The organism is Nitratidesulfovibrio sp. D1 (genome assembly GCF_051133415.1).
Taxonomy (GTDB): domain Bacteria; phylum Desulfobacterota; class Desulfovibrionia; order Desulfovibrionales; family Desulfovibrionaceae; genus Cupidesulfovibrio.
On the sequence record NZ_JBPGNZ010000005.1, the window covers coordinates 342,137 to 353,576 of the forward strand.

Annotated in this window: 9 protein-coding genes; 5 read left to right on the top strand and 4 right to left on the bottom strand. The window is 71.2% G+C overall.

Annotation, left to right across the window (positions count from 1 at the left end; genetic code table 11):
- Positions 1-54: 54 nt before the first annotated feature.
- Together ACR4XJ_RS12225 and ACR4XJ_RS12230 are read right to left on the bottom strand one after the other, a co-directional pair.
- A complete protein-coding gene (locus ACR4XJ_RS12225; protein ID WP_434755457.1) occupies positions 55-1,734 on the bottom strand; it encodes a sensor domain-containing diguanylate cyclase in 1,680 nt (559 codons plus the stop codon).
- 351 nt (positions 1,735-2,085) lie between these two features.
- On the bottom strand, positions 2,086-2,352 hold the full coding sequence (locus ACR4XJ_RS12230) for a hypothetical protein (protein WP_434755458.1): 267 nt from the start codon (positions 2,350-2,352) through the stop codon (positions 2,086-2,088).
- A gap of 298 nt (positions 2,353-2,650) precedes the next feature.
- On the opposite strand from ACR4XJ_RS12230, the gene ACR4XJ_RS12235 reads away from it, so the two are divergent.
- The 3 genes from ACR4XJ_RS12235 to ACR4XJ_RS12245 all read left to right on the top strand — a co-directional run bounded on the left by ACR4XJ_RS12235 (position 2,651) and on the right by ACR4XJ_RS12245 (position 4,818).
- Positions 2,651-3,001 carry a YkgJ family cysteine cluster protein gene (locus ACR4XJ_RS12235; protein ID WP_434755459.1) on the top strand — a complete coding sequence of 117 codons (351 nt, stop codon included), beginning with the start codon at positions 2,651-2,653 and terminating at the stop codon, positions 2,999-3,001.
- Positions 3,002-3,592: 591 nt separating this feature from the next.
- On the top strand, positions 3,593-4,111 hold the full coding sequence (locus ACR4XJ_RS12240) for a hypothetical protein (protein WP_434755460.1): 519 nt from the start codon (positions 3,593-3,595) through the stop codon (positions 4,109-4,111).
- Between the two features lie 149 nt (positions 4,112-4,260).
- Positions 4,261-4,818, top strand: coding sequence for a FlxA-like family protein (locus ACR4XJ_RS12245; protein WP_434755461.1), 558 nt, complete (start codon positions 4,261-4,263; stop codon positions 4,816-4,818).
- Between the two features lie 58 nt (positions 4,819-4,876).
- On the opposite strand, the gene ipdC is transcribed toward ACR4XJ_RS12245, so the two are convergent.
- A complete protein-coding gene (gene ipdC / locus ACR4XJ_RS12250; protein ID WP_434755462.1) occupies positions 4,877-6,568 on the bottom strand; it encodes an indolepyruvate/phenylpyruvate decarboxylase in 1,692 nt (563 codons plus the stop codon).
- Between the two features lie 310 nt (positions 6,569-6,878).
- Here ipdC and modA point away from each other — a divergent pair, with 310 nt between their 5' ends.
- The gene (modA, locus tag ACR4XJ_RS12255) at positions 6,879-7,658 is read left to right on the top strand and encodes a molybdate ABC transporter substrate-binding protein (protein WP_434755463.1); all 780 of its coding nucleotides are present in this window, start codon (positions 6,879-6,881) and stop codon (positions 7,656-7,658) included.
- A 10-nt stretch (positions 7,659-7,668) separates the two neighbouring features.
- Positions 7,669-9,186 carry an ABC transporter permease gene (locus ACR4XJ_RS12260; RefSeq protein ID WP_434755464.1) on the top strand — a complete coding sequence of 506 codons (1,518 nt, stop codon included), beginning with the start codon at positions 7,669-7,671 and terminating at the stop codon, positions 9,184-9,186.
- Between the two features lie 101 nt (positions 9,187-9,287).
- Here the strand turns inward: ACR4XJ_RS12260 and sucD are convergent, their stop codons facing one another.
- The gene (gene sucD, locus ACR4XJ_RS12265; RefSeq protein ID WP_434755465.1) at positions 9,288-11,402 is read right to left on the bottom strand and encodes a succinate--CoA ligase subunit alpha; all 2,115 of its coding nucleotides are present in this window, start codon (positions 11,400-11,402) and stop codon (positions 9,288-9,290) included.
- Positions 11,403-11,440 lie beyond the last annotated feature (38 nt).

Sequence of the window (11,440 nt, forward strand, 5' to 3'; positions counted from 1 at the left end):
CGGCGGCCTGCGCTGCCGGGACCTTCCGGGGCCTTCCCGCCGCTGTGCCGCCCCCTAGTCGCAGGCGGCCAGGTCGAGCAGATGGTAGCTGTTCTTGCCCGCCTGCTTGGCCAGGTACATGGCCTTGTCGGCCTCTTCCAGCAGGGCGCGCAGGGGGGCGGGCGCACCGTCCAGCGCCTCCTCGTCCAGCGCCTCCTCGTCCGGCCTGTCAGCCTCATCCGGCCCGGCCTTCCGCAGGGCATCCGGCCCGCCGCCGGTCCCTTCACTCGGCTGGTCCTCGGCCACGTCACCGGATGCTTCGGGGTTCCCCTCTGCCCTGCCCAGCGAGATGCCCACACTGCATCCGATGCCGAACCCGATCCGCGCCACGCCGGACACGATGCGCGCGGCCACGCTGCGGGCCACCTCGCAGGCGGTGTCGGCCCGCAGGGCCAGGCACAGCACAAACTCGTCCCCGCCCAGGCGGCCGACCGCGTCCGACGGGCGCACCGCGCCCTCCAGCACCCGCGCCGTGCCGCGCAACACCTCGTCTCCCTCGGCGTGGCCGTGGCGGTCGTTGACCTGCTTGAACCCGTCAAGGTCGATGAACATGACGGCAAGCCGCAGTGACGGGTCGCGGCGGCTCGCTTCCAGCAGCCGCCGGGCATGCCGCAGGAACAGCGTCCGTCCGGGGAGGCCCGTCAGGCTGTCGCGCAGGGCCATCTCCTCCCGTTCGCGGGCGGCGGCCAGTTCGTCCCCCACCTGGCGCAGTTCGCGCACCAGCGTCGGCCTGACCGGCGGCCCGTCCGGCGCGGGCGCGGCGCTCGCTCCTGCCGCAAGTTCAACCTCCGCGGCGAGGCGGCGCGAAAGCAGCCACGCCCCGGCAAACCCGCAGACGGCGCAAAACAGTCCGATGCCCGCCAGGCGCAGCAGGTAGACGCGCATGGAGGCGTACAGCGTGGCCACGGGCACCTGCACCAGCACGTGCCAGCCCCAGTCGCCCACCGGGGCAATGGCGAAGCGCACCTTCACCCCTTCCCGGTTGGCCGATTCCATCACCTCGGGGGAATGCAGGACGCTGCGCAGCCACGGCGACACCTCCTTGCCCACGAAGATCTCGGGCGCGCGGGTGCGGGCCAGGATGGCGCCCTTGCCGTCCATCAGGGTAGCGCCCCACCCTTCGGGCAAATGCTGGCCGGTCAGCAACCCGGCGTACTCTTCGACCCCGACGAACATGCGCAACACATGCCGGTCGGCCCTGCCGAGCCTCACCGGCACGCCCAGCGCCGTGACGGGGTGGCGGGTCATGGCGCCGACGTACAGGTCGGAGACCACGGGCTGGTTTTCGTCGAAGGCCCGCCGCACCGATTCCACGTCGCCGGTGGGGGGCAGCACCGCGCCCAACGGCTCCCGCGTGCTGAAAAGCCGGTTCCCCTCGCGGTCCACCAGGGCCAGCGACTGCACGGCGGCCTCCACCCTGCTCACGCCCCCGGCCTGGTGGTACAGTTGCCCGATGTCCGCGCGCTCCGGGTCCTGCGAGGCGGCAAGGGCCCGCAGCATGGCCACCTTGGCCGAAAGGTTCGCATCGATGTCCGAGGCCACGGCCAGCACCTGCTGGCGCAGTTGCGCGTCGGTCTTCTCGATCTGCGCCCGCGCGTGTTCCAGCATGGCGAATACGGAAAAGATGGTCGCGGGCAGCCCGGTGACCAGCGCGAGCGCCAGCAGCCACCCGCGAACGCCTATGGCCGGCGTCATCCGTTGTTGCTCCGGCGTTGCCATGCCCCCTCCGTCTAGGATGTTTCGTGCCGCCGCGGCCTGTTCCGGGGCCCCGTGGGGGCCGGTGGCCGGAATCGTTTCTTCCCACGATAACCGCAGCGGGCAAGGGCGGCAATCGCCGGGCGGGCCGGGCATGCAGGAACACGCCGGAGATGCCCCCCGCACCGCCCGCCGCACCGCCGCCACACCACCAGCCGGGCACGTGCGAAAGCGCCCCGGCAGCCGAAACCGCCGGGGCGCTCGCCTCGAACATATTATCATGCCGCGCCGGAACGCGCCCCGCCCCACGGGCGGCCCGGTCACGGGCCACCGGCAGGCGGGACGGCCGGGCTATTCGTCCTCGTCGTCCTCTTCCTCGTCGAAGGGAAAGGCGTCCTCGATCTCCGCCGCGTACATCTCGGGGTCGAAGTCGTGCTGTTCCCAGGCTTCGTAGAGATGTTCGGGAACGTTCCGGTGAACGCGCGTCACCTCGCGTTCGTCGTCGAGGGTCATCTCGATGACCAGCGTCCCCGTCCCTTCCGCCATGCCGTCGGTCTGGATGAAGTCAACGTCGTGGATTTCAAGACCGTCGGGATCCATCTGCGAGAGATGTGACATGGAAGGCATACCTCCGGGCGATATTGCGTTGCGATGCGGTGGCGGCGGCGCGCATGGCCGTCCGTACAGGGCGGCACGGACAGGATGCATCCGGCGATGCATCCGTGGACGCCGGTTGTCCCTGCCGATACACCCGGCGTACATCGCTGGCAACACGCCAGGCCCGTGTTTTCGCGGAAAAACGGACCGCGCCGGGCCGTTCGCGCGCCAGTCTGCGTGTTCCGCATTTTCATGGCGCGGCACCACCATCCGCGATAGGATGGGACAGGTCCGGAACCCCAGCCCGCCGGAGGCCGCCATGCCGACCTGTGTGCGTTGCGGAAAATGCTGCACCGTCCTGCACTTGCTGACCGTGGAAGCGGAGGACGTGGCCCGCTGGCGGCGTGAAGGGCGAGAGGACATCCTGCGCCGGGTGGGCGAAACGCCCGACCCGGAGGAGGAGGGAGGCACGGTCCACGAGGTCTGGCTGTCGCCCCGCGCCGACGGCGGCGGCAGCGGCGGCGGCGACGACGGCCACTGTCCGTGGCTGCGCCGTACCCCGGACGGGCTGGCCGCCTGCGCCATCCATGGCACCAAGCCCACCCGCTGCCGCGACTACCCGGCCGGATGCGAACAGGCCCGGCGCATCGGGTGCATGGCCCTGCCCTGACGGCGGCCGCCGCCATGCCGGTGCACGCTGCATACTGCGCGGGATATACCTTGCAGTATTTTTTACCGCAACGTGCGCCCCGTGCGGCATGCAACGCGACATCTGCGCAGCATCCCTGCCCATTCCGCAGTGCCGCATGACACAGTGCGCCGCACAACTACGGGCAGGCATGAAATTCCGTGAACCGGCTTGACTTCCTGGCCGCGCCATGGAATCATGGCAGACATCTTTGATTCGCCATGCACGCCCCTTCAAGACGTGCGGGAACCCATCCTGACCATGCAGCAACAGACCACCACCACCGGAAGCATCTCCTTCCGCGCCGATGCGCGGCATGCACAGTGCGTCGCGCACCGGGCCGTCCCGTGCGGCCATGACGCCCGCTCCGGTTCCTTCCGCTCCACGGCCGCCCAGCGCGGTCTCTTTCCCCGTGCCGCCCGCGAGGCGCACGGGGGGTAGTCCTGTTCACATCGGCCATTCCGGCCACGGACGTCCCCCCTTTCTCCGCAACGGAAAGGGGGGACTTTTGCGTCGTCCGCCCATCGGCCACGTCCACTCCACGCAACCATACCCAGCAAGAGGTCCCCTCCCATGCCGCAGCCGCAGCCAGCGCCCCCCCATGCCGCAGCCGCCCCGTCCCGCAACGCCGCCATCCGCCGCCCGGTGCCTCCCCCCGTGGCGTCCGGCACATCCCCGGCGACGCCGACCGGACCGGCCGGGCTGCCCCCGGCCACCCAAGCCGCCCGCCAGTGCTACCTGCGCCACACCACCCCCGTGCCGGGCAGCCGGTCCGGCTTCCGGCAACTGGGCCCGGTGCGCATGCTGGTGTGCTTCTGGCAGGACCGCATGTCGCTCCTGCAAATACATTCCGATGCCCGCCGGGCGGGCCACGGCTCGCGGGCCATGGCCCTGCTGGTGGCCATCGCCGAACTCCACGGGCTGCACATCGTGGCCAACGCCCTGCCCCTGGTCCACGGCGGCGGCTGCCTGGACCAGCGCGCGCTGACCGCGTGGTACCTGGGATTCGGGTTCGAGCGCATTCCCGGCAGTTCCATGAACGCCATCATCTACTCCCCCACCCGCCGCCACCGGCCCGAACCCGCGGACTGAGCCTGCGCCCGCCAGCCCGCTCCGGGAAACGTTTTCCCCTTGAACGGCTTTTGCATACCGCAGGGCACGCCGAAAAAGGCGGCAAGTCCTGCCGGGCGTTTCCGCGCACCGGGCCGGGCCGCCGCCATCCATGCACGGAGGATGCGGTCATGAGCGATTGGGGAATGGAACTGATGCAGGGCTACGGGGTGTCGTCCACCGACTTCATCTCGGGCATCTCCTCCACCCGGCGCGCCACGCAGAGCGTCACCGCCACGCAGTCGGGCGACCGGGTGTCCCTGTCCGAGGAGGCCATGCGCCTTGCCCGCGAAATGCTGGCCGCGCGCCAGCAGGCCGAGGCCGACGCGGCGCAGGAAGCGGGCACCCTGACCGAGGCGGGCTCCCTGACCGGCGATGACGCGGACGCGGCGTCCACCTCGACTGCCGGAGCCAGCGGTGCCGCAGGCGGCGCTGGCGGCGACTCCACAGCCAAACAGATCGAGGAGTTGCAGAAGAAGATCGAGCAGTTGCAACAGCAGATCTCACAGGTGGAACAGGGCGCCATGCCCGACGGGGTGAAGGAATCGGTCACCCGCCCGCTGTACCAGCAGATCAACGAGTTGCAGCAGCAGATCAACGAATTGCAGGCCCAGGCCGCCAAACAGGCCTCGGGCGGGGGCGGCGGCAGCGCGGTGTCCTACGCCTCACTGGGCAAATCGGGCAAGTAGGACAAGGCTTCCCCCCTGTTCCGCGACGCACGCGGGGGAACCGGAACGGACCGCCCGGCTACTTCACGCCGGACACCCGCTTCACCCCGGCCACGAAGTTGGCCAGCGTGCCGGAGATGGCGCCCTTTTCCAACCGCACGTCGATGAGCTGGAAGCGCCCGCGCTCCGTGGTGGCCGAGGCGAAGGCCGCCGCCAGCTCGCGCCGGGTGGCCGCGCGGTGGCCGCGCCCGCCCAGCGCATCGGCAAAGGCGGCGAAGTCCAGCGTGTTGATGGCGCTGTACGAGGTTTCCGGCTGGAACACCCGCAGCATTTCCCACGACGCATTGTTGAACACCACGATTACCGGATCGATGCCCAGGCGCGCGCAGTTGCCAAGCTCCATGCCGGTCATCTGGAAGGCCCCGTCGCCCACCAGGGTCAGCGAGCGGCGGCCGGTGGTCACCTGCAAGCCCATGCCCGCGGGCACGCCAAAGCCCATGCTGGCGTAGTATCCCGGCCCCACCATGGGCACCGGGCGCACCGACAGCGCGGTGAACAGGCAGTCGCCGATGTCGCAGGCCAGCGGCCAGGGGAACGGGTCCTGCCCCGCCGCCACCCCATCGTAGAAATCGTTGAGCAGCACGGCGATGTCGTCGGGCGTCACCGGGGCGTCGTCCGCCACGAAGCCGCGCCGGTACACCACGTTGCGGCCCAGGGGCGCATCGTCGCCGTTCATGTCCGCCGGGGCCGCCGGGACCGCCGGGGCCGAACAGGCCCGCGCGCCTTCGGGCAGGGCCGCCAGCAGCGCATCCACCAGCTTTTCCAGCGGGATGTCGTGGTAGGTGTGGAAGCCCATGCGCACTTCGCGGTCCTCGGCGTGCATCAGGCGGCGGCGGTCGATGTGGCTGGCCGAGACCCCGAAGTTGGTGTCGGACATGATCACCCCGAGCAGCAGCAGGCCGTCGGAGCCTTCCACGGCATGGGTGATGTCGGCGTCGCCCGCCACGCCCATGTAGGTGCCCTGCAGGCAGCCCTTGCCCGCCAGCAGCCCGCGACCCATGAAGCTGGTGACCACGGGCACGCCCAGCCGGTCGGCCAGTTCCGCCACGCGGTCCTCAAGGCCGTAGCGGCGCACCTCCACCCCCACCATCAGCACCGGGCGGCTGGCGGCACGCAGCCGGGCCAGCACCTCCGCCGCGCAGGCGGCCACGGCCTCTTCGTCGCAGGGCGTGGGCGCGTGCGGGGCCACCGGGCCGCAGGCCATGGCGGGCATGTCGCGCGGAATCTCCAGGTACACCGGGCGCGAATGCTCAAGACAATTGCGCAGCACCCGCCCGATGATGGCGGGCGCGGTGGCCGGGTCGTCCAGGATGCCCTGGTCGCAGGTGACCTCCTGATACATGCGGAACTGCGAGCCCACGGTCTTCACCTGATGGTGCAGCAGGAGGCCGCGCGCCCGCTCCGCCGTGCCCGGCGCGCCGGACAAAACCACCAGCGGCGACTTTTCCGCGAAGGCCTGGGCCACGGCGTTCAGCATGTTGATGGCCCCGGCACCGTAGGTGACGGCGGCCACGCCGAGCCCCCGGCGGATGCGCGCGGCGGCGTCGGCCGCGAAGCCGAGGCCCGGCTCGTGGGTCAGGGTGATCAGCGGCAGGATGCCGGTCTGCTCGATGATCTTGAAATACGGCAACGCGAAGTCGCCGGGGATGCCCCAGACCTCGCGCGCGCCGCGTTCCTTCAGGGCGTGCAGCAATGCTTCGGTGATGTTCATGCCTGTCTCCCGGATATGCGATGCCCGGTCCCGGTGGCCGCGGGGATGCCGGGCGGTTGAAAACGTCGTGCGGACTCCGGTACCGCTTTCCGGCCATGCCGGTACAGCCCGCAGGCTGCATACCGCGACCGGCGGCGGACGGCAACGCCGCCGCCACGCCCGGCCGCCCGCCACGGTAGTCACGCACATCGATGCTCCCGTGACCGAATGGGTTTCCCGGAAATGCTGGAGTAGGGTTTCCGGGCACCGCGCGGACCATCGTGCGCCAACCGCACGCCCATCAACCTACGCACATCAAGGGAAAACCGCCATGACCCTGCGCAGCCGCTGCCTTTCGTTGCTCCTGCTGTTGTCCGTCGTCCTGCCCGCCGCCCCGCGCGCGGCCCGGGCGGCGCAAGACGCCGTGGAACTGCACATGTACGCGGGCGCGGGCCTGCGCGTGCCCGCCGAAGCCGTCGTCCGCACCTTCGAACAGCGCACCGGCGTCAGGGTGGTGGTGGAATACGGCGGCATGGGCCAATTGCTCACCCGGTTCAACGCCACCAATACCGGCGACGTGTTCCTTTCCGGCGGCGAGCAGTACGTGCGCGAACTGGCCACGGCGGGCAAGGTGCTGTCCGAACACAGGCTGGTGCTGCACACCCCGGTCATGGCCGTGCGCAAGGACAAGGCGGCGGGCATCGCCACCCTGGCGGACCTGGCGGCCAGCAACCTGCGCATCGCCATGGGCGACCCGCAGGCCATCGCGCTGGGCAAGAGCGGCGAAAAGCTGCTGGACGCCAGCGGCCACGGCCAGGCGCTGCGCGACAAGGTGGCCGTGCGCGGCACCACCATCAAGCAGGTGCTGCTGTACCTGACCAACGGCGACGTGGACGCCGCCGTCATCGGCCGCTCCGACGCCGTGGCCAACGCCGCCTCGCTGGTCATCCTGCCCACGCCGCAGGGCACGCCCGAGGAAATCAGCGTGGCGGCCGCGCTGTCCACCAGCGCCCATCCCGGACTGGCGCGGGAACTGGCCGCGTTCTTCGCGGCTCCGGAGAGCATCAAGGTGTTCGTGGACCACGGGTTCCTGCCGCTTCCGGCGAAGTAGCCCGGCCGCCATGGCGAAAACGGCGCTCATCCCGCTGGCGCTGCTGCTGGCGGTGGTGCTGGGGTCCATCGCCGCCCTGCTGGCCCGGCTGGACGCGGCCACCGTGGCGGGCATCCTGACCGACCCGGAAATCCGCTTCGCCATCGCCATGTCCATGGGCACGGCGGTGACCTCGCTGGGGCTGGCGGTGCTCATCGCCGTGCCCGCCGCGTGGGCGCTCACGCGCGGCGCCATCCCCGGCGGACGCCTGCTGCACCGGCTGTCGGACCTGGCCCTGGACCTGCCCATGGTCACCCCTCCGCTGGTCACGGGCATGGGGCTGCTGTTGCTGCTGGGCCAGACCGGCCCGGTGGGCGCGGTGTTTCCGGCGTTCGCCCGCAGCCTGTTCTCGCCGCTGGGCGTCATCATCGCCCAGACCTACGTGGCCTGCGCCATTCTGGTGCGCAGCGCGGCGTCGGCCCTTTCCGCCGTGGACCGGGAATACGTGCATGCGGCGCACGGCCTGGGCCTTTCCCCGTGGAAGGCGTTCCTGCTGGTGGAAATTCCCCTGTGCTGGCGGCCGCTGACCGGCGGCTGCATCCTGGCCCTGTCCCGCGCCCTTGGCGAGTTCGGGGCCACGCTGATGCTGGCCGGGGCCACCCGCATGAAGACGGAAACCCTGCCCATGGCGGTGTTCCTGAACATCGCCAGCGGCGACTTCACCAAGGCCATCGCCTGCGCCGCGCTGCTCATCATCATCGCCTGCGCGCTGCTGCTGGCCCTGCACGCGATGCAGGGGCGGGACCGGGCCGCAGACGGGGATGGGGACGGAGACTCGCCTGCGGCTGCCGGGGGACAGCCGGATATGGAACCGGCATATTCCGCAAAGCGTGAAAAGGGTCCACTCCCCGCGATACGCGTTTCGAAAACTCCCCTGCTGCGGCTGGCCGGCATCTCCGGCGGCCTGCTGCACGACGTCTCACTGGATCTTCCCGAGGGCGCATGCCTGGGCGTGGGCGGCCCTTCCGGCAGCGGCAAGACCACCCTGCTGCGCATCATCGCGGGCACCCTGCCGCACGGCGGGCGGGTGGAATACGCGGGGCGCGACATCACCGGGCTGCCCCCGTGGCGGCGGCCCTTCCGCCGCCTGGACCAGCGGCTGTACCTGTTCCCCTACCTGACGGTGGACGGCAACCTGCGCCTTGCCCAGTACGCGGCGGGGCAGCCGGACGACCCGGCGCGCCGGGCCGGGGTGCTGGCCCGCATGGGCATCGCGCACCTGGCGGACCGACTGCCCCGGCAGATATCCGGCGGCGAGCAGCAGCGGGCGGCGCTGGCGCGAGCGGTCGTGGGCGCGCCCCGGCTGCTTCTGCTGGACGAGCCGTTCTCCAGCCTGGACTGGGAACTGCGCCAACGGCTGTGGGACGTGCTGCGGGACATCCGCGCCACGTACGGGGTTGCCATGCTGCTGGTCTCGCACGAGCCGCGCGAACTGGACGCCCTGGCCGACGCGCGCATCACCCTGCGCGGGGGCAGGCTGGCGGACTGACCGGCGGGCATCGCCTCTTTGGACGAAAACAGGGGCCCGCCGGTCTGCGGCAGGCCCCCGTTCACCCTGTTCATTGTGGCGTCCGGTTATTCTTCGCGTTGCTATGACCGGCCCAGCGCGCGGGCCACCCGCTCCGGCAGGCTGGCCAGATCGGGGCACACGGCAAAGCCCGCGTCGCGCATGGCCTGCAACTTGCCCTCCACCCCGCCGGTGGCCTCGTCCAGGATGGCTCCGGCGTGGCCCATGCGGCGGCCGGGCGGGGCCGTGCGCGCGGCGATGAAGCCCAGCACCGGCTTGGCGAAGCCGGTGGCGGTCACCCAGCGGGCCAGGTCCTCTTCCGCCGTGCCGCCCACCTCGCCCAGCACCAGCACGGCCTCGGTGGCGTCGTCGTCGCGGATGCACTCGAACAGCGAGATGAAATCGCTGCCGATGAACGAATCGCCCCCCACCCCCACGCACAGCGACTGGCCGATGCCCGCCGCCGAAAGGCGGGCCGCCGCCTCGTAGGTCAGCGTGCCCGAGCGCGAGAAGATGGCCACCGGCCCCGGCGTGAACACGTAGCCCGGCATGATGCCGATCTTGGTGGCGCCCGGCACGATGACGCCCGGTGTGTTGGGGCCGACCACGCGGGTGGGCGACGGCGGCACGTTCTTCAGGGCGGAGAGCATGGCCCGCTGCGGAATGCCTTCGGTGATGCACACCGCCCACGGGATTTCCTCGGCCGCCGCCTCCATGACCGCGTCGGGCGCGAAGGGCGCGGGCACGAAGATGATGGAGGCGTCGATGCGGTGGTGCCTGCACGCCTCGTGCACCGAATCGTACACCGGCACGCCCAGCACCGACTGTCCGCCCTTGAACGGGGTGACCCCGGCCACGATGCGCGTGCCGTATTCCTGCATCAGTTGCACGTGGCGCTGGGCCACCTTGCCGGTGATGCCCTGCACCAGCACCTGGGTATCCGGCCCCAGCCACGGCACGCCGCGCCTGCCGGAGCGGCGGTAGCCCTTGCGGGCGGCGGGGGGCAGCGGCCACGCCTCGTCGGCCAGCGGATACGCGGCGGTACCGGAGGCGCCGGGCGCGCCGCCGGCGGCGTCGATCTTCCGCAGGGCGTCCAGCGCGTCGGCCACCTCGTCCGCGATGATCACGTCCGGATGGGCGAAGGCGCGCAGCAGTTCGCGCCCCTCGGCCGATTCGTGCCCGGCCATGCGCACCACCACGGGCTGGGCGGCGCGTTCCGCGCCCAGCGCTTCCATAAGCGCGCGGGCCACCCCGGCGCAGGAGACGATGCCCCCGAACAGGTTGATGAACACCGCCCGCACCTTGGGGTTGGCGAACAGCAGGTCCAGCGCCCGGCGCATGCGCGCGCCGTCGGCCGCGCCGCCAAGGTCCATGAAGTTGGCGGCGGGCAGGCCGGAAAAGTTCAGCAGGTCCATGGTGGCCATGGCAAGGCCCGCCCCGTTGACCAGCAGGCCCACCCAGCCGGAAAGGCCCACGTAGCTCAGCCCCGCCTCGCGCGCGGCGTTCTCTTCCGCGCCCTGATGCTCGGGGGTGTGGTAGCCCTGCAAGTCGGGCCGCAGGTCCACCACGTTGTCGTCCAGTTCCACCTTGCCGTCCAGGGCCACCCACTGCCCTTCCCCGGTGAGCACCAGCGGGTTGATCTCGGCCAGCAGCAGGCCGTCGTCCCGCACGGCGCGGAACAGGCGTTCCGCCAGGTCGCGGAAGCCCGTCCAGCCTGCCGGGTCCGCCCCCAGTTCGAAGAACGCCGCCCGCAGGTGATGCTCGCGCAGGCCCGCGTCCAGCGGCACCCGCTGCACCAGCGGCTTGCGGGTCTCGGCCGTGGACTCCACCTCCATGCCGCCCCGGTGGCTGGTGGTCAGCAGCATTTCGCGCCGCTGGCGCGAAAGCATGAACGAAAGGTAGCACTCCTTGCGGATGTCCGTGGCCGGTTCCACCCGCACGAAGGGGACCGGGTGGCCCTTGATGGTCATGCCCAGGATGGCCCGCGCGGTGTCGCGCAGCCCATCGGGCGTGTCGGCCCGCAGCACGCCCCCGGCCTTGCCGCGCCCGCCGGTAAGCACCTGCGCCTTGACGTACCAGGGGCCGGGAAACGGCGGCGCATAGGCGTCCACGTCTTCCGGCCCCAGACAATCCCCGGCGGGGACGGCAATCCCCGCCGCGGCGAACAGCTTCTTGCTCTGGTGTTCGTTCAGGAACATCCGTCCCCCTGCGTGCGGCGTGCGGTGCGCGGGCCGCC

What these genes read in the sequence shown, in the direction of transcription:
- ACR4XJ_RS12245 (WP_434755461.1), top strand. Translation starts at nt 4,261, where the DNA reads ATGAGCGATTGGGGAATGGAACTGATGCAGGGCTACGGGGTGTCGTCC.
- ACR4XJ_RS12230 (WP_434755458.1), bottom strand. Translation starts at nt 2,352, where the DNA reads ATGTCACATCTCTCGCAGATGGATCCCGACGGTCTTGAAATCCACGAC.
- ACR4XJ_RS12260 (WP_434755464.1), top strand. Translation starts at nt 7,669, where the DNA reads ATGGCGAAAACGGCGCTCATCCCGCTGGCGCTGCTGCTGGCGGTGGTG.
- ACR4XJ_RS12225 (WP_434755457.1), bottom strand. Translation starts at nt 1,734, where the DNA reads ATGACGCCGGCCATAGGCGTTCGCGGGTGGCTGCTGGCGCTCGCGCTG.
- modA (WP_434755463.1), top strand. Translation starts at nt 6,879, where the DNA reads ATGACCCTGCGCAGCCGCTGCCTTTCGTTGCTCCTGCTGTTGTCCGTC.
- ACR4XJ_RS12240 (WP_434755460.1), top strand. Translation starts at nt 3,593, where the DNA reads ATGCCGCAGCCGCAGCCAGCGCCCCCCCATGCCGCAGCCGCCCCGTCC.
- ipdC (WP_434755462.1), bottom strand. Translation starts at nt 6,568, where the DNA reads ATGAACATCACCGAAGCATTGCTGCACGCCCTGAAGGAACGCGGCGCG.
- ACR4XJ_RS12235 (WP_434755459.1), top strand. Translation starts at nt 2,651, where the DNA reads ATGCCGACCTGTGTGCGTTGCGGAAAATGCTGCACCGTCCTGCACTTG.
- sucD (WP_434755465.1), bottom strand. Translation starts at nt 11,402, where the DNA reads ATGTTCCTGAACGAACACCAGAGCAAGAAGCTGTTCGCCGCGGCGGGG.